Source organism: Sphingobium sp. (assembly GCF_003248505.1).
Lineage (GTDB): Bacteria > Pseudomonadota > Alphaproteobacteria > Sphingomonadales > Sphingomonadaceae > Sphingobium.
In genome coordinates this window covers 21194-38006 of the sequence record NZ_QFOA01000027.1, presented here as the reverse complement: position 1 = coordinate 38006, position 16813 = coordinate 21194, and the positions used below count along the sequence as shown (strand labels likewise).

Below are 16813 nucleotides of genomic sequence, written 5' to 3'. Positions count from 1 at the left end.
TGGTCCCCCGCTCAAAGCTAAGGGACGTGTTCAAACATGGGTCACTTCTCAGTGGAAATTACTGGCCTCCCCGGGTCACTTCTCAGCGGCAATCAACACTTACAAGGACAACGCATCCGCTGCTGGTAGCAGCATCATGTCCACGCTGGACAATATCGCCTCGCAACTTGGTGCTGATGTCGGCAAATACACCGTTTCGCTGGGCCAGTATAAGGGCAAGTGGCGTGTCAGCGGTTCCGGCAAGACCGGTAAACTCAAGGGCGGCGATGTTCAGGACTTCGGCAAGGATGGCGCAGAAGCAGCACTTCGCGCAGCTATCTCGGACGCTATCAGCGATGGCGCAATTACTGGCGTAAAGGCATCAACCAACGCACTGTTGAAAGCCGGCACCGACATTGAGGCACAGCTTCAAAAGGCTCTGACATTCGAAAATGTCTTCAAAGACCTGAAGAGCCGCATTGATCCGGTTGGCGCTGCCTTGGATGCTCTTGGTCTGGAGTTTAAGAACCTCACCAAGATATTTGGTGAAGCTGGCGCAACCAGCGAGGAATATGCCCAACTAGAACAGCTTCGCACGTTGAAGCTACAGGACATCATTAAAGAGCAGACTAGCGGTCTGCGCGATATTCTGGACAAGTTGAACGGTGAAGCCAGCGGAAAGTCGGCTATGGCGATGTTCACCGAGGACATGGCTAAGTTCAAGAGCTATCAAGCCGATGCACTCGCGGGTAAGCAGGTCGATCAGGGTGCATATAGCACGCTAGTCGATAAAATCCTTGGCAACGGACAGTCGATCTACGGCACCAACTCCAAGGAGTATCAGGCGCTCATTGCGGACCTAAAGTCCACCACCGGCGGCTTCCTCACTAACGTGGAGAACGCGCTTAATGGCGTGAACAATGGCACGGACATGTCCGCTGCACTCAACAATCAGACGAATGCAATCACTGCTAACCAGAGCGTTCAAAGCGATTATCTTGCCCAAATCCTACAGGAGTTGAAGGCAAACGGTGTTGGCGGCGTAGTGACCTATATCAACGGCAAGCCCAGCTACAGCGCAGTCAACGGCAAGCTGCAATACAAATAAGAGGGGATAACTAAGCATATGACCATTGACGCAAACAGAGCATCTTTCATCAAGAAGGAATATCGTTGGGATATCAAAGAGGACACTTCTATCTCTGACAAGAATGCACGAGAGGAAGAGTTTCCAGCGAACGTCGATCCAACGACCGCTAGCCAGCTTGCAACGCTCATTCGTGACCAGAACAAAAAGGCGCGCCTCTTCTCCGTCAAGATCGACGGAATTATCACGCTGGATGATTTCTTGTCCGATGTGCCTCGCTATATTCCAAACCTCAAGGACTTCGGCACCGACGCTCGAACCTGTCGCGTTATCAGTTTCTCTTCTTCCCTGAATAACGGCATCACGGAAGTGAGGTTGCACGGATAATGGCTGTCGTCGTTTGCTCCCCTCGTAACTTCGCTGTTACCTCGTCCACTTCCGGTTCCAATACACCGGCCACGAACCTCAATCTCGATCATCCCTCGATGGTCTGGCGCTCAGGCACCCTGACATCAGTGCAGATCACCGTCCAGCTTGGTGCTGGCTCATGGGATACAATTGCCCTTGTGAAGCATAATCTCCGCGCCACGGACACCGTTCGCATTCGTGCAGCGTCGTCGGCAGCGAATACCACTGCCAGCCCAACCTATGACAGCGGAACCATCGCGGCATTTACGGGTGGCGGTAATAGCGCAGGCAGTCTTACGCTGCTCACTATTAGTGCGCCGCGCACCGAGACGTTTATCCGCATCGACATTACCAGCACCGGCAACGGGGCTGGCTATGTGGAAGCTGCTCGCCTTGTTGTTGGCAAGCGCATCGAAGAAGACGGCATCGACCTCAACGCCGAACATACTTTCGAAGATGCAAGTCAGACAACTTCCTATCGCGGCTATGATGCCGTCGATCCTTTCGATACCAAGACTTCGTGGAAGTTCACAATCGGCTATATCAAAGAAGTCAGCTACTGGCTTAACTGGTTTCCCTTTTTGCGAGATGTGGGAAATAAAAAGGCCGTGTTGTTCGTTCCCGACAATGCCAGCGCATATCTGCAAAGCGAAGCGGTGTTCGGTCGCATTATGAGTGCGGCAAAAGGCAGTCCGGTTAGTTCCGACTTCTACAAATTGGAACTCTACGTCCGCGAAATATAAGCTCTAGCCATGCTCAATAAATACGAGCATGGCGAAGAACTATAATCTACTCTTTGAAGTCACACCGCTTAACGGCTCCACCCCCACAACGCTGCGACTGACTTCGATCAGCGCGGATAAGAACGCCACGACCGCTAATGGTCAGACTTGGCTTCCCTGCATCACTTCCATGCCCGATTTTGGCATGGACTTGTCATCCGATGGATTGCTTGGCGATCTAAAGATCGAACGCGGTGAGATTAGTTTCTTCTGCTCCAACGACTTCACCAATCATGTCTGGTCTAGCTATGTCTGGAATGGCGCTTTCTACCGTGCTTGGTTTGGCGAGAATGGCACAGACTTCGCCAGCTACACTTTACTCGGCGAAGGCCGCACCACAAACCTAGAGCGCGACGGCAATCAAGTTACCGTTCGACTGCTCGGTCCAGAAGCCGATCTAACCTCCAAGCTGCTGAGCAAGACATATGCAGGCATTGGTGGCGCAGAAGGCCCGCTGGGCTTCAAAGGCAACCTCAAGCCACGATGCTTTGGCACTCCGCTTTCCGTTGAGCCGGTCGAACTCGATCCTGTAAACCTCGTCTATCAGGTTCATGGCTATGGCGCTGTCTCGGCCATCCAGCCCTACGAATATGGCCTTCCGCTAGAAGCGGATCAGAACAAGGGCAATACGGCATCCTATGCCGACCTGATCGCGTTGCCGCTGGTGCCGGGCGAATATGCGACCTGCTTGGCGGAAGGCATGTTCCGCTTTGGCGGCACCCCGACGCCCAAGATCACCGCTGATGTGACGATGCCCGGTGGCACGATGCTGTCCGACATCGCAACTGCAATGCTGCTCGCGGCTGGCGTCCCTAGCGGCAAGATCGGCAGTTTCGCTGCTGTCTCGTCGGTCCAGACCAATCTCTATGTAACGAGCCAGGTCGAAGCCCTTGAGGCTCTCCAAAGCCTGTTCAAGCAGGCAGGCTGTATCCTCTACGCCGACAAGAATGGCGTCTGGCAGTGCAGCAGGTTCTACGCTTCCGCGAAGACGGCCATTGCGCTCAACAGCGATCGATCGACATTCCCGATCTTGCTCCACTGGAAAGAAGAGCCAACCAAGCCGCCGATCAAGAAGGTCAGTTACGGCTTCCAGCGTTGTTGGGGCGTCCACTCGGACAGCGAAGCCTCTCCCATTGTCAACGAGCTGGCCCAGCAGGCCGAAAACGCTGCCCTTGCGGCTCAAGCGGCTCAGGGTTCGGCTGATGCGGCCCAAGATGCAGCCGACGCCGCACAAGCGACAGCAGACATTGCCGTTGGCGCGGTCAAGGATGCTCAGGGCAATGTCATTAAGTCGTCCACGCTTCAAGCGGACATCGCCAATGCGAAGGCAACTATCGACCAAATCAAAACCGATACGCAGACCGACGTTACCAATCTCAAGAACAGCTTCAATGATCTAGACGCAGAAGTCGAAACTGCAAAGGGCAACATCAGTGGCCTTCAAAGCACTACGAGCAACTTAAACAACAGCGTCACAACGCTGACGGGTGATCTATCTACCGCCAAGTCAAACATCGGTAACTTGCAGAGTTCGATGACGGCTGCACAGGCCGACATCACTCTCACAAAACAGGTTCTGGCCGCTGCTGGTGGCAACCTCCTCCAAAATACCGACTTCGATGTTGATACTGCTGGATGGGTCTATTCTGGAGCATGGGCCGGGGCAACGGTCACAGGCCGAAATATCCCATCTGCCGATTGGGTCATTCCCGGCACCAATACCCTCGTCATCAACCAAACTAACGCGACGACCACGGGACAAGGCGACTGGACACAAGTCGTCCCAATCGAACCAAGCCAGTGGTATGAACTATCGACTTGGTATGCGAGCCATCGTTGCTCGACGCAGTTCTATTTGCAGTGGCTAGATAGCACCGGCGCTGTCGTTTCCCCTACTCCTAATACACCCAGCCAAAGTGCTTTTGGTGGCGGCAAGACATACGCAGACTTCAAGCGCGTTGCCGTTAAAGCGCAGGCCCCCGGTAATGCAGTCTCGGTAAGAGTCTACCTTCGCAAATGGGGCACTGACAACGGTCAATCCGATAGCTGGGCTTGGTTCCTTAAGCCGCAGTTGATGAAGACGGCGCAAAACCAAGTAAGCCCTCTTCCCTATCAGTCTGGCTCACCCGGCGCTTCGGTTGCAGTCATGTCCGGCGCGCTCAGTAGTGCAACGTCGAACATCGCGACACTCCGCACAGATGTGAACTCTCAGGGCGCGTCGATCACCACCCTGCAAACGAGCATGACCAATGCTCAGGGCAATATCGCGACACTTGATACCCGCATCCTCGCGGGCAATCCGAACCTCCTTAAAAACGGTGGTTTCGAGAACGGTTTTGCAGGATGGAATGGCTCTAACTGGGCAGTTAGCGCGAATAACGGCACTTGGGGTCGCTACGCAGGCAACAGCCAGAACGGAACTCAGGTTCTTGCAAGCGACCAGTTTCCTGTTGATGCCGGAACTACCTACACGATCTCGGCAGACATCGCATTCTTTGCAACGTCTGGGTCGGCATATGTTGACATGCTGTTCTATAACGCAGCGGACCAGCTAGTTCTCGACGGCCCGCAGAACCCTGTCAACCCCGGCACTCAGTTCAGCAATGATGGAACCAACCGCAAAGCCTACAAGGCGACTGCTACGGCACCATCGGGTGCGACAAAGGCTGTTGCTCGACTAATTCTCAGCAATGTCACTGGCGCAAATGTCGGCGCGTTCCGCCAAGTCAAGGTGGAAGCTGGTCCTAATGCGACGGCCTATAGCGCAGAAGCGTCGGCAATTCAGACCTTCTCGGCCATCTCCACGCTGAACACCAGCTATTCCAGCCTTAATACACGCGTCACTTCAACAGAAGGCAGCGTTACCAGTCTTCAATCGAGCATGACGAGCGCGAATGGCTCGATCAGTTCACTTCAAACGAACGTCAATAGCCTTAACGGCAGTGTATCGACACTACAGCAGAGTTCGTCTACTCAGGCTGGTCAGATCAGTGGCCTTCAACAGACAGTTTCGACGCAAGGCGCGACGATCAGTTCCAACAGCACTGCGATCACTTCCCTAGAAGGAAGCGTTAGCAGTCTCAACACTCTAGTGACTGCTTCTTCTAGCCCAAACCTCCTCAAGAACGGCGGCTTTGAGAACGGACTAGATGGCTGGGAACGATATGGCTCAAACAACGAGAGTTGGTTCCGCAATGTCTGGACGTGGGGCAACTATGCTGCCCTGACAGCGCCATTCAGCGGTAATGTCTACGCCTATCTTCAAGGCAGTCCCATCGGCGTTGCAGAAAACAACGTCTACACTTTGTCGGGTGAGTGCGAACTACGATCCAGTAGTGGGTCGCCATACTGCTATTTTGAAATTGTTTGGTTCAATAGCTCAGGCGGCGTGATCTCCAGCCCAAGCGGCCCGCTCATGCCAACCAATACTTCTTTTACATCCAACTCAAGCCAGCGCAACACAAACAGAATGACTGTTACCAGTCCTGCTGGTGCGTCAACTGCTCGTGTCCGACTAGTGTGTTCGGCAAGTGGCGGCACAGTTACACTCATTAGTTGGAGACAGGTCAAGTTCGAGTTTGGTGGCATTGCCACACCATACTCCGGTGAAGCCTCTGCTCAACAGGCTTACACTGCTTATGCAGATTTGAACGGCAGCTTCGCAAGCCTGTCCACTACGGTGTCTTCGCAGGGCGGTAGCATCAACTCGCTGCAATCCTCCTACACTTCGCTTAACGGCACTGTGTCCTCATTGTCGTCTACTGTGTCGGCTCAGGGTTCCAGCATTACTTCATTGCAAACCACCCAATCCAACCAGTCAGGGCAAATCGCCTCCCTTACTAACGAACTACGAGCCGGTAATCCAAACCTGATCGCCAATGGATCTGGTGAAAACGGGTTGAGCCTTTGGGAGGTAGGTTATGGCAATTGGGGCTGGACCAATGGATCAAATCTGTGGGGGAACTATATCTATGTCTCTAACGCAGGTTCGGCGGGCACCAAATACTATCATCTTCGACACACTCGCGTTCCGTTCTCAGCGGGCGTCCAGAGCACTTTCACTTGCGGCCTTGATGTCTATTTTAGTGGCGCTGGTGGCAAGAGCTATCTTGAAGTTCGCTACGAAGACAATGCAGGCAACGTCCTCGCCAGTGCCAACGGTCCTGAACTAGCAGGAAATAGGGGCTTTGTTAACGATGTTGCGACACGAGTAGCTGCCAAATGCACCACTGCCGCTGCGCCGTCTGGAACAACGCATGTTCGCGCAACGGTTGTGTTCTATACTCCTGACGGAGTTAGCATCAACTCAGCAGCATTCCGTCAAGCGAAACTAGAAGTCGGAACGGTTGCTACAGCCTATTCGATGGAAGCGACTGTAAATCAGTCTTTCTCAGCGATTGCCTCAACCAACTCAAGTCTTGCATCGCTGACTAGCACTGTATCGACGCAGGGTGCGACGATCAACAATCAAGCAACCGCGATCACAAATCTACAAGGCAGCACTTCGACGCTCACGACGCAAGTCACCGCCGGTAGTCGCAATCTGCTTCGTAACGGCGGCTTTGAAATGCGTGACATGTCCTACTGGACGCCCGTTGGAACTACATTCTTTGTCAATGGCGGCACCGATACTTGGGGACCATATGCAGGCACCAACAATAATGTCCCCGATGGCTCCTACACCTACATCGAGAGCAATAGGGTCAATATCGAACGAGACTGGTATACGCTGACAGCCGACGTTGGCCATTTTATAACAAATGGTAATGGTGTATCATATCTAGAGTTGGTTTGGTGGAATTCCAGCGGTAATGCGATTTCCACTTCTGGTGGCCCTTCTCGTCCTCAGGGCAATAACTTCGCGGCGAACGGCTCAGGTCGTCGGGCGCTACAGGTGACGGCATTTGCCCCGGAAGGCACCGTAACTGTGTCGGCCCGCGTGGTCTGGTATAAAGCCAACGGTGTCAGCAACAGTATGCACGTTCGTCAGGTCAAGCTGGAACGTGGACAGGTCGCAACACCATACTCGGCGGACGCCACCATCGTGCAGGCGTTCGACACACTGTCATCGGTCAATCAGCAGTATGCCTCGTTGTCGCAGACCGTATCCACGCAGGGCGTGACAGTTGGCCAGCATTCCACCGCGATCACCACCATCAATGGCCAGGTTGCCACTCTGGCAGGCAAATACACCGTCGGCGTCGATGCTGGTGGGCGTTGGACCGGCCTAGAAATCAACGGCTCGCCAACGAGCGGCGGCGTCAAAATCCGTGGCGACTATCTGACGATTGAAAACCCGAATGGCGGTGCGCGAACGGAATACCGCAACGGCTACTGGCTCGCTACGGACGGTCAAAGCTGGATGAGCATTTGGGGCGCGCCTTTCGGAAACGGCAATCGTTTCCTCCGTTGGTCCGGTCCATATTTTTCGGACCTCAACAACTGTCAGGAAAGCAACGCAAAGGAATATCTCCGCGTCGATGGCAGCATGTATTTCGGTGGCGCATTGCTGGCTGGCACACTTCGCAATTCGAACAGCACGTCAATTCTTGCTGCAAATGCCTCGACCTCGGTTGGCCCCTTTGGCTCAAATGGTGGCCAGATTGTCGTCGCCGCAAGCTGGAGTTGGAACTCTACGGATACGGCATCTTATCCAGCGACGGCGCAGGGCCGATCCAACTATGATGCCGCGATCCAGAACCTCCAAGCAAACGGCTACAACATCACCGGCAGCAATCAGGGTGGCCACTTTGGTTCCAAGACGGACAACAAAGATGGCAACGCATTTGCGCTCTACTTAAATCGTAACGGCGGTCAGGTTGCAGCAGAAGGCGGCTGTGCGGGATCGATCTCTATAGAAGGCACTCGTCCAGAACCGGTTGACAATCAACCGGGTTATATCCGCTACACCTACCTCTACAGCAAGTCCATCACATGGACGGATCCAGACCGCTCTACAATGCAGCGAACGATGACTGCAACAATCCAGCGTAACTTCACGCCGTCCGGAACCGCTGATCAACGCATCGGCATTAACACGGTAGAATAACGAAGCCCTGCTCTTCAACTAAATATGGAGAGGAGGAAACCCCATGAACATGATTAAACTAACTCTGGACAACGGAAAGAGTGTTCTCGTCAACACCAGCGCCATCCAGATTGTTGAGAGTTTCACCACCGAGGAAGCAAACGAAAAAGCAGTATCTGGCGTATGGCTCACACTCGATGGCGAGACAAAAAGCGCCGTATTGCAGGATCAGTTCGCGACTATTACCCGCAAGCTGCCAGCGGACAGGATGCAGCTAACCGGCAAGGACGGCAAGAAGTTCTCGCTTGCTGCACATCACATCGCACATGCCATCGAACTTGATGATGGAATGACGCTTGTTCGCACAACGCTAACTACCGCTGCTGGTCCAGTATCGCTTCATGTGCATGAGAGTGCGGATGCGATCTTGGCAGAGATCGCGCCTGAGAGCGAATATATTGAACCCGAAATTGTGGAGACGCCATGACAAACTACGACTATCCAAATCTCACCCTTCGTGAAACTGTTGAAGCCAGCCTCGACTACATCGTGGCCCTTATCGCAAACATCAAAGCACTTGAGGAAGAGACCCGCACTTCGCGCAGTAACACTTCGCTAGACAATGCCACCTATCAGACTGTTGATATGCAGATTACCAACTTCCTTGGTAGTGCGACCCTACTTGAAGTGGAAAAGACCAGACTTGAAAGCATCATTGCTAATTGGAACGAAAAAGAAGCCGAATAAAATAAGCCGGGAACATCGTTTCCCGGCTTCACCATGACAAGCAGGCATCCGCTTAAATACAGAACTACTAACCTGTATTGAGGTGCTACTCCCATGTCTGATGCTACCGACGCCACCACTGCTCCAACTAAGCAGTCACTTTTCAAGTCCATCGCCCTTGGTGCATGGCATGTCCTAACAGTCGCTTGGACTGTTCCTGCTGTTCGTAGCGTCGTTGCTACTCGACTTGTTCGTTATGGCCTACCCGGCACTCTTGTTGCAATCGGCATTGCGATTGGCGACAAACTGGCAGGCAGCTAATGTCTACAAAATCGGAAGCAACACTGTCGCCTGACATTCTCATGATGTTGGGCAAGATGGACGGCAAGCTAGACAGCCTGTTGACCCAGACAGCCACGAACACCGCCGAGATTAAAGACCTGAGTATGCGTGTCGGAGAATTGGAAGCTGACCGCAAGGAAAGCGGAGTTCTGCGCGACCAGTTCAGGAAGGTCGTCACCGATGTTGAGGATTTAAAAACGGCGCGCTCTGAGGCGCATGGCGGCCTTAAGAGCGCAGCTTGGGCAGCTAATGCTGCTAAGTTCGCGTTAGGCGCGCTGTTGGGCATCGTAGGGGCGCTAGGGCTACAGCTACAGGCTGTGAAGAAACCGCCGGTCGTCAAAACCGAAACGACGATCGAGCGCAGCATTTCCATCCCGAAGCACTAATGGGAAAAGCCCCGGATTGACCGGGGCTTTCGCTTTGCTGCTTATTTTTCGGAACCGCGCTTCAAATGATATGCCGTCCGGTTCAATGGATCAATATGGCGCTTTACAAAGTCCTCGCGCATTTTGTCGCCTTCGGCACCAAACAGCGAACCACCGCGCACATCGCCATTCTCATCAATCAGATCAGAATGCTCCTGCCTCGAGGTATGGTCACCCATTAACATGCCCAACGTCGGCATTACGCCGCCTGCCGGTATTTTGATCGTGTCGTGAATAATCGCCATCGCCTGCTCCCTTTTCTGCCGTCACCAAGATAGGAAGAATGTCAGCCAGCACAATGGGCGTATCAGCGCCTCAAATCCTCTTTCAGATTAATGAGGATTGCCAGCTTCTCGAAATAGGCATTTCGGTTTTCAGCCGAGCGTTCTGGGTTGGTCGCATCATTGTAGAAAAAGATGCGGTCGCAAGTTCCTGTGCCGTCAATGTCCAGCTTTTTCAGAGTTGCTGGACCTAGCCCCTTCAAGCGCAGCTTGTGCTTGGGATCGCTCCAGTCGGACCAATCGTCGCCGTGGATACCAACGGCTTTGTATTTGCGGTTGAAAAACGACCAACTGCCATCATCGTTCTTCGCCATACCGTAGGGAAACAGGACTTGTCGTGCATTGGGCATATTTTGCTCCTTATTGTTGGCGCGGCTTAGATAGTGCCGCATGTTTACGATATGGTAGGCGTTATGCTCTGGATTAACAATGACTGGGCAGATTGTTGATCGCTTACTCTCAAATTCGGCCATTAAGTCGTCATTATAGGCTCCTTATGTCCTGTTCTGTGGAGTTTCGTTTGTTCAGTTTGCGCGCAGGCTGTGAATGCGGGCCTTGCGCTCTTCAAGGGCGATATGCTTTCTGTGCGCTTCGACATTTGCGTCATGCTCGACTAGCGCGATCTTCACATCAACCGGCCTCCAAGCCTGCACCTTTTCGCAATCAAGTGTGATGTGGCTGCTAAAACGCGACCATTCCATAATGATCTCATCCATGACCTTCGTAGGGACCGCTGCGCTGGTCACGAAAGCATCGTGGATACGGGCCACAACAGGGATGCCGTATTGCGCCAGAATCTCGATTGCGACATCCATCAGGAACGTCTCGTTCTGCTGGTAGGTGTATGCCAGCAGCAAGGGATTAGTGACCCTGCCATTTGCCCCGTTCTTTTCCCTCACTACTTGTGCGATTTCGTCAAAGTCGGACCCGGCCTTGATGCTGTCGAGGATTTCAGCCTCAATCACCGACTGCTCACTCAGGAACGCTTCAACCCACGGATCAGACAAGAACCTCTCGCGCACGACCGGGCTTTTCAATATATCGGTTAGCGCAGTTCCCTTCTGGTCGTTCCCGTCGAACCAGAAGCCAGTCGTCGTCTTCGCGCCGAACCCGATGGCCGTTAGAGCCTGCTTGATACGATCAACTGCGAACTTGTGATCGACCCCAACGCCCTCAAAGCATTCCCTTGCAAGACGCTGGCGAATAGCGTTCTTTTCATTGAGATATTCGCGCGTGTAGGTGCCTTTGCGGGTCTGGATCAGTTCGTTTTCGCCGGCGTTTATCATGTTGTAGATGGCCAGCTTAACGGCATAGACCGCTGCGTTCATATCATACTGGAAATGCTCTCCGATGATTGCGCTACGAACCTGCTTGGTCACGTTCTGGATATTCAAGCCCTTGTAATAGATGCGACCGAATGAGCTTGGGCTGGGCAGCATCGGCAAGAACGCATATCCGTGTGCGGCTTCGGTGTGCGCGCCGACTTTATGGACCAACTGCGCCTGATACAGCCCCTTGCGGAGTTTCGCCTGTAGAGCAGTCTGCTCGGCGTCAGTCCTGCTGATTTCATATTCCGTGTTGTCGATATATCGCTGCAAATTATCCATGTCGATTTCAAGGCGTTCATACTTCGGATCAGATGCGTCCTCGTTTTCGCCAAACAGTTCATAGAAAACACTCTTCGGCGCACGTTCATTCAGGAGCATCTTAATAAGCCTCTCGTTTACAATCTGGACTTTTGTGTTCTTTTCAAATGGGCTGTCTGCGATCTTGAGATTGCTTCCCTTCTCAAGAACGATGAACATCGGATAGATGTCCTTGAAGCATTTCCAAATCGAATAGCGACCATTCTTGTATTGGAAGTGCCTGCAATCGTCATACAAGCCGCCGGTTGAAACATGGGTTTGTGACCCGTCCTTAAGATATGGAAGAGACTTCCAAAGCACACCCGACACTACATCGAGATACTTGTTAAAGTGCTTCTCCTGATCTTTGATGCTCAGGTCTGGAAAGCGATCCTTGAACGCCTTTGGGATGGCAATTTCAGTAGCGGCCTTGTTCAAGACATGCTGCGCTTTCACAGCTTCGTCGGAGTAGTATTCCTTGCTCATGCCACACCTTCAATCGCGTTGGTGATGTGTTCCACGATGTCATCGGAAACATCCGCAATCAGCGCCGTCTGGTTCACGAGGTTGGAGATTAGGTTCTGTGCTTCTGTGAGTTCGTCAATGGCAGCTTCTGCGGTCGTGCCACGTTCGCCCGACTGTAGCCCTTCGGGCATAACATCGAAGTAGTCCTGCTCTTCGGCGAGTGCTGCGCTGACCAGCAAATCAGCTTCTTCAAGGCGCTTGGTCAGTGAGCGGTCTTCTGTATATGCCTCAATTGCCTTAATAGCAGTATAAAGGTTTTTGCGTCGTTTGTTGTTCATTTGAAGTCTCCATAAAAAAGTCCACTGTGTGGACCGCCAAGAACACACAGTGGACGAACTTCTTTATGGGAAATGCGAAGCAGACCACTGCCGAAGGTGGCAGCATTTGGCGGTCTGCTTCCTTCATTTCTATTTATCTATTTTCACAATAACAGGTGAGTTAAGCGGCTGTCATTATTCATTTAACTTCTTTTCTTGCCATACGAAAACCTTTGTATCTCATACTCGTTAACGGAATGTCGCAGTATGCTAGAAGCCATGTCGCAGTGCGCTAAACCCATGTCGCAGTATGCTAGAAGCCATGTCGCAGTGCGCTAGAAAACCGCAGAAAACAGCGGTTTTTGGACCAGAATGGCTTTTGAAAGCCAAATGTCGCAGTGCTATATTAGAGAGAAAGAGAAAGGACTTATTGGAAGTAAGATCGGGTATGGGTTGGTCAGGTAGGTGGGTTAAGTTGCTTCCCTGTTCGATCTGACCTCACTTCTTGTGTGGCGCGCTCTGCGCTGCGCGGGTTCGGTTATCTCCCCGGATTAACGGGATTTTTACCTCTTGATTGCTAGGCCGAGTGACCGGCGTAAAAACCGGGGGCTCTTTCAATCTGTTATGTCCTCGAACTTGCGGGTTATCAGTCGGGTGCAAATCCGGCGATGTTCTGGACATTTTTGTCCTTTGCAGACCAGCGCAGCGGTTAGTCCCACGACCTGTGACCATGTCTCAGGCCGACGAGGTTTCGGCCTCACTATACGCTGAAAGTGGAGAGTTGCGTCAGTAATGGCGCGTCAGGCTGCTTCACTACTCGTTGGTGAAAGGACCAAACATGACAGACGTAATGGACAAGAATGCAGTTGAAGCTCTGGTGTCTAAGTTCAAGGAAGCCGTTAAGGCCGATGTGGACAAAGGCACTACCGAGGACAACAAACAGATCACGGAACTCAATCGTCAGATTGTGTTGCTGCAAGCCAAGTCGCGGGATCACACCTACGATCTGGTTGCAGGTCTGGTTAAACTGGCAGAGGACTTGAAAGTCGAAAAGCCGTCTGCGGGCTATAACTCGTTCCTCGCGGAACGTGGTATCGTCCCACCGGCACCGACTGACAAGAACCCGAACCCGAACCCTTACCCGAAGTTCGTTAAGGCCGTTTTTGCGGAACATAAGGACGGAAAGTGGGACTTCAGTTACCGGAGTGCCGAGAAGTATGCCAATCATGTGCGCTTTCTCTTGAAGGCAAAGCGTGAAGGGCGAATTCACGGCAGCGTTCAGGACTTCATTCGGAACTTCTCTGACGCGGCGTTCGGCAATGCGCTGGACGGCATCGAGGGGAAGGACCGGGATGAGAACAAGACTGACGCACAGGCAAAGCGTATCGAAACCGTTCGCGAGAAGGGACGAAACGCGCAGCCTGTTGCTCACTTCGATGACGCTCTCAACCATGAGGACGGCTCTGTTGTGATGCTCTGGGGCCGGATTGTCGGCGGCACGTTGGAGGTCATGAATGTGGAAAAGGTGGAAGCCAAAGAAGCAGACAGCCTCTTTTACAAGCTGGGCAAGAAAGCTGCATAAAAGGACATAAGAGCAAAACCCCCGGCCATTAATTTGACCGGGGGTTTCTTCGTTCAATGTAATAGGGTGAGCAACCCTGATTGAATGTCCTTTCGCGGGGACATTCGTATTTATGGCTTGGAGCGCAGGCCACTGGTGTAATTGCCATTCCACATGCTCAGGACTTGCCCACGCATACGAGGGTCAAAGCTGATATGGACCCAGGAATTCTTTTCCATAATCAACTGATCGAACTTGATGCCAGCAGCGACGAGCGCCTTGCAGATCGTCATAGGATCGCCAAAGCCGGGACACACGAAATCGACCGCATAGCCAAGGGCATGTGCCGATGTTGGTTTGCCGCCGACTGCGCGATTGACCGCTGCGCTACGAAAGCCGCTTGTCACTCGAATGGGCTTGCTCAGCACGGCCCTGACAGCTTCCATGGCCTGTGCCGTCGCGGTGAGATTGGCAAGCTGTTGCTTGTTGGGAGTATTGGCCAGACCCGTTGTCGTTACGGTCATTTCAGCCAGCGTGAAGTGTGGAGTTAAGTTGGTCATCCCGTAGTTATCAGAACTGCCTTAAACCGCCTTTCTGAGCTTTCTCGACTAAATATGTGTGGAAGAGAAAACATCGGAGAGAGAAGCGATGATTGACCCCACACTCAAGTTATCACTGTTCAAACTGCGAACCAAGAAAGCTCTCAAAAAGCTCAGCTTCACTGGTTCGGTTTATGGCATCACGGCAGCAGAAAAAATGGAGGATGCACTACGCGACCTTATTCAATACTGCCGCGACGAAAAGGACGAGTTCTACTGGTCTTTTGCGAGTTATGCTCGAAACCACACTAAGGCAGACATTCTGGAAATCACAGCGATCCCGTTGGAGTTCCCTTATAGCCTCGCAAACGAGATTGCCGAGGCACAAGAGACTTTTCCACATATCCACTATGTCATCCATTCACAGGATGAGATTAACAGCAAGCGACCACAAGAGCGCCTTGTTGTCCTGACACCACTTGCCAAGCCCATCACATGCCCAAAGGAATACACTCGAATTGCATCGCTTCTAAGCGAACAGTTTGGCGTCGGTCAGCATAGCAAGGGTGACTTTTCCAGCACATTCTTGTTCGCGCCATTCTTGCAGGTATGCAGTATGCCCAAGGTCGTTCTGCATGATGAGGACCGGACATTTCTCGATCCAGATTCTTACTTGGAAGAGAACAAAGGCGTCTGGACCAATGCGAGATTGATGCAAGAAGGCGCAGCACCACAACCGAAATTGCAGGCCGACGAAACCGGCTTGTTCATGTTCTAAGGGGGAGACGATGATTGAGGTAGAAGGAACCACACTAAACGTGGAAGAAGCACAAGCGACCATGCGCGATGACATAACAGTGCTGTTGAGCAAGGACATACATTGTCCGTTGGCTCGAAAGATCGAAGAGGCTCTGGCACTGCTCGATAAAGCGATTGATGCCCATAAGCCCAACTAAACCACAGAGGAGAACATACGAATGGCAGACAATGCTATCGACAAACTATTTGAGGAAATCCGTGCTACGAGTGTGGAACTGACTGCCATTCAGGACGAGGAAGAAGCTCTACAAGAGCAGCTTCGCAAACTGAAAATGCAGCACATTGAGGCCATCAAGCGCCGCGATCTACTTGATGTCACGCTACGCAAACACATTCACACTGGTATGCCGGTCGTTCAGGCGAAGATGCAGGCCCATGAGGAAATGGGTGATCGTGAGGCTCGCGATGCAGGTTGGACCATCCAGACTACCGGCACTATTGGCTGCTCGCCAATGGGTTTCGCTTCTCAGGCTCAATCACAGGCGAATGCTCATATTGCGACGATCATGACGAGCCACGCGAAAGGCTATCGAAGCATCTAAACACGGACCCGGCAGCTTCGGTTGCTGGTGTTATAAATATGTGTGTCGGATGGTTGGGCCTATTCCACATAGAGGACGCGGGACAGTTCGAAGCTGCCTAGATCCAGTCCGACACACATATTCTACGTCGTTTAATGGACAAGATAGCGGCCATTTGGCCGAAGAAATGAGGTTCGAGGCCTCATCGTAGAGCTAACGCAGGTTCAATTCCTGCTCGCTGACCGAGGTTTGGTAAGGAACGGTGGTTGAATTCCACACATGCCGGTGCGCCGGGGGTCACATGAAGCTCGTCGGGAAACCGGCGGGCTTTCTCGTGCGCATCCGACTAACAGTTTGACCCTTTGCGCCTGTCCTTGCCGATCTGCGTGAATTTCGTTCCTTGGAGCGCATAGATGCGTCCTGTACACTCGTTATCGTAGCTGGCACCCCAACGTGCGACCATAAGCCGGCTGTTTGACCTCGTTATGATTTCCAGGCTCTGGTAAAACTCGCCGCCGATGGGAAACTCAAATAATTCGCCTGTTTGTACGTCACCAACGACATTGAATGTACAGCCTGTGCCACAGCCGATCGTGATAATGGTGTAGTGGCCAGCAGCAATCTCGTTAGACTTAAAGCCATCTGTGATGGCGGTGCGAAATCTGCTGAATTTGGGTCCGCTACGCGCAAAATCCGGTTTTGCGCGTGGGCCGGAATATACCGGCACAATATAGTCTTTTTCGTTGGTGGATTGCGCCCTGACCGCTGCGCCGTCGATCATCAACGCCGTCATCAGCATCCAAACTGGTGTCTTGAACCGCATCGTCGCCCCTGAATCTATGTTCATAGCAAGCCATATCGCCCACGCCATTTACCGCAAGCCTCTTGTCATGTTCCCGTTATGTTCC

At 52.5% G+C, this 16813-nt stretch carries 16 protein-coding genes and 1 pseudogene; 11 read left to right on the top strand and 6 right to left on the bottom strand.

The genetic code is table 11. The features are described 5' to 3' along the window. The 7 genes and pseudogenes from DI606_RS10585 to DI606_RS10555 form a co-directional block, all read left to right on the top strand. Positions 1-1087, top strand: a pseudogene (locus tag DI606_RS10585) (hypothetical protein); the annotation flags it as partial. An 18-nt stretch (positions 1088-1105) separates the two neighbouring features. Next, positions 1106-1453 (top strand): hypothetical protein, encoded by a 348-nt coding sequence (locus DI606_RS10580; protein WP_293982536.1) that lies wholly within the window; start codon positions 1106-1108, stop codon positions 1451-1453. Further along, complete coding sequence (locus DI606_RS10575; protein ID WP_293982534.1) at positions 1453-2217, top strand: hypothetical protein; 765 nt, start codon at positions 1453-1455, stop codon at positions 2215-2217. The genes DI606_RS10580 and DI606_RS10575 overlap by 1 nt, the downstream gene beginning before the upstream one ends. A 28-nt stretch (positions 2218-2245) precedes the next feature. Then, the gene (locus DI606_RS10570; protein WP_293982532.1) at positions 2246-8305 is read left to right on the top strand and encodes a hypothetical protein; all 6060 of its coding nucleotides are present in this window, start codon (positions 2246-2248) and stop codon (positions 8303-8305) included. A 43-nt stretch (positions 8306-8348) separates the two neighbouring features. Next, positions 8349-8771, top strand: a complete 423-nt coding sequence (locus DI606_RS10565; RefSeq protein WP_293982529.1) for a hypothetical protein — start codon at positions 8349-8351, stop codon at positions 8769-8771. Then, on the top strand, positions 8768-9031 hold the full coding sequence (locus tag DI606_RS10560; RefSeq protein WP_293982526.1) for a hypothetical protein: 264 nt from the start codon (positions 8768-8770) through the stop codon (positions 9029-9031). Before DI606_RS10565 ends, DI606_RS10560 begins: the two co-directional genes overlap by 4 nt. Positions 9032-9372: 341 nt before the next feature. Further along, positions 9373-9738 (top strand): hypothetical protein, encoded by a 366-nt coding sequence (locus tag DI606_RS10555; RefSeq protein WP_293982523.1) that lies wholly within the window; start codon positions 9373-9375, stop codon positions 9736-9738. A 41-nt stretch (positions 9739-9779) separates the two neighbouring features. Here the strand turns inward: DI606_RS10555 and DI606_RS10550 are convergent, their stop codons facing one another. The 4 genes from DI606_RS10550 to DI606_RS10535 all read right to left on the bottom strand — a co-directional run bounded on the left by DI606_RS10550 (position 9780) and on the right by DI606_RS10535 (position 12486). Further along, a complete protein-coding gene (locus DI606_RS10550; RefSeq protein WP_293982520.1) occupies positions 9780-10022 on the bottom strand; it encodes a hypothetical protein in 243 nt (80 codons plus the stop codon). A gap of 62 nt (positions 10023-10084) precedes the next feature. Further along, on the bottom strand, positions 10085-10531 hold the full coding sequence (locus tag DI606_RS10545; protein WP_293982517.1) for a hypothetical protein: 447 nt from the start codon (positions 10529-10531) through the stop codon (positions 10085-10087). Between the two features lie 51 nt (positions 10532-10582). Further along, positions 10583-12169: a hypothetical protein gene (locus DI606_RS10540; RefSeq protein ID WP_293982514.1), complete on the bottom strand. Its 1587-nt coding sequence runs from the start codon at positions 12167-12169 to the stop codon at positions 10583-10585. After that, on the bottom strand, positions 12166-12486 hold the full coding sequence (locus tag DI606_RS10535; RefSeq protein ID WP_293982512.1) for a hypothetical protein: 321 nt from the start codon (positions 12484-12486) through the stop codon (positions 12166-12168). Before DI606_RS10535 ends, DI606_RS10540 begins: the two co-directional genes overlap by 4 nt. An 829-nt stretch (positions 12487-13315) precedes the next feature. On the opposite strand from DI606_RS10535, the gene DI606_RS10530 reads away from it, so the two are divergent. Beyond that, positions 13316-14047, top strand: a complete 732-nt coding sequence (locus DI606_RS10530) for a hypothetical protein (protein ID WP_293982509.1) — start codon at positions 13316-13318, stop codon at positions 14045-14047. 110 nt (positions 14048-14157) lie between these two features. Here the strand turns inward: DI606_RS10530 and DI606_RS10525 are convergent, their stop codons facing one another. Beyond that, the gene (locus DI606_RS10525) at positions 14158-14586 is read right to left on the bottom strand and encodes a D-Ala-D-Ala carboxypeptidase family metallohydrolase (protein ID WP_293982506.1); all 429 of its coding nucleotides are present in this window, start codon (positions 14584-14586) and stop codon (positions 14158-14160) included. Between the two features lie 88 nt (positions 14587-14674). Here DI606_RS10525 and DI606_RS10520 point away from each other — a divergent pair, with 88 nt between their 5' ends. From DI606_RS10520 to DI606_RS10510, 3 genes are read left to right on the top strand one after another with little or no spacing between them, the layout of a single operon-like run. Further along, a complete protein-coding gene (locus DI606_RS10520) occupies positions 14675-15343 on the top strand; it encodes a hypothetical protein (RefSeq protein WP_293982503.1) in 669 nt (222 codons plus the stop codon). Positions 15344-15353: 10 nt separating this feature from the next. Continuing rightward, on the top strand, positions 15354-15521 hold the full coding sequence (locus tag DI606_RS10515; protein WP_293982500.1) for a hypothetical protein: 168 nt from the start codon (positions 15354-15356) through the stop codon (positions 15519-15521). A gap of 21 nt (positions 15522-15542) precedes the next feature. Further along, on the top strand, positions 15543-15926 hold the full coding sequence (locus DI606_RS10510) for a hypothetical protein (RefSeq protein WP_293982497.1): 384 nt from the start codon (positions 15543-15545) through the stop codon (positions 15924-15926). Between the two features lie 325 nt (positions 15927-16251). Here the strand turns inward: DI606_RS10510 and DI606_RS10505 are convergent, their stop codons facing one another. After that, a complete protein-coding gene (locus DI606_RS10505) occupies positions 16252-16728 on the bottom strand; it encodes a hypothetical protein (protein ID WP_293982494.1) in 477 nt (158 codons plus the stop codon). Between the last annotated feature and the right edge of the window lie 85 nt (positions 16729-16813).

What these genes read in the sequence shown, in the direction of transcription:
- DI606_RS10580 (WP_293982536.1), top strand. Translation starts at nt 1,106, where the DNA reads ATGACCATTGACGCAAACAGAGCATCTTTCATCAAGAAGGAATATCGT.
- DI606_RS10575 (WP_293982534.1), top strand. Translation starts at nt 1,453, where the DNA reads ATGGCTGTCGTCGTTTGCTCCCCTCGTAACTTCGCTGTTACCTCGTCC.
- DI606_RS10570 (WP_293982532.1), top strand. Translation starts at nt 2,246, where the DNA reads ATGGCGAAGAACTATAATCTACTCTTTGAAGTCACACCGCTTAACGGC.
- DI606_RS10565 (WP_293982529.1), top strand. Translation starts at nt 8,349, where the DNA reads ATGAACATGATTAAACTAACTCTGGACAACGGAAAGAGTGTTCTCGTC.
- DI606_RS10560 (WP_293982526.1), top strand. Translation starts at nt 8,768, where the DNA reads ATGACAAACTACGACTATCCAAATCTCACCCTTCGTGAAACTGTTGAA.
- DI606_RS10555 (WP_293982523.1), top strand. Translation starts at nt 9,373, where the DNA reads ATGATGTTGGGCAAGATGGACGGCAAGCTAGACAGCCTGTTGACCCAG.
- DI606_RS10550 (WP_293982520.1), bottom strand. Translation starts at nt 10,022, where the DNA reads ATGGCGATTATTCACGACACGATCAAAATACCGGCAGGCGGCGTAATG.
- DI606_RS10545 (WP_293982517.1), bottom strand. Translation starts at nt 10,531, where the DNA reads ATGGCCGAATTTGAGAGTAAGCGATCAACAATCTGCCCAGTCATTGTT.
- DI606_RS10540 (WP_293982514.1), bottom strand. Translation starts at nt 12,169, where the DNA reads ATGAGCAAGGAATACTACTCCGACGAAGCTGTGAAAGCGCAGCATGTC.
- DI606_RS10535 (WP_293982512.1), bottom strand. Translation starts at nt 12,486, where the DNA reads ATGAACAACAAACGACGCAAAAACCTTTATACTGCTATTAAGGCAATT.
- DI606_RS10530 (WP_293982509.1), top strand. Translation starts at nt 13,316, where the DNA reads ATGGACAAGAATGCAGTTGAAGCTCTGGTGTCTAAGTTCAAGGAAGCC.
- DI606_RS10525 (WP_293982506.1), bottom strand. Translation starts at nt 14,586, where the DNA reads ATGACCAACTTAACTCCACACTTCACGCTGGCTGAAATGACCGTAACG.
- DI606_RS10520 (WP_293982503.1), top strand. Translation starts at nt 14,675, where the DNA reads ATGATTGACCCCACACTCAAGTTATCACTGTTCAAACTGCGAACCAAG.
- DI606_RS10515 (WP_293982500.1), top strand. Translation starts at nt 15,354, where the DNA reads ATGATTGAGGTAGAAGGAACCACACTAAACGTGGAAGAAGCACAAGCG.
- DI606_RS10510 (WP_293982497.1), top strand. Translation starts at nt 15,543, where the DNA reads ATGGCAGACAATGCTATCGACAAACTATTTGAGGAAATCCGTGCTACG.
- DI606_RS10505 (WP_293982494.1), bottom strand. Translation starts at nt 16,728, where the DNA reads ATGCGGTTCAAGACACCAGTTTGGATGCTGATGACGGCGTTGATGATC.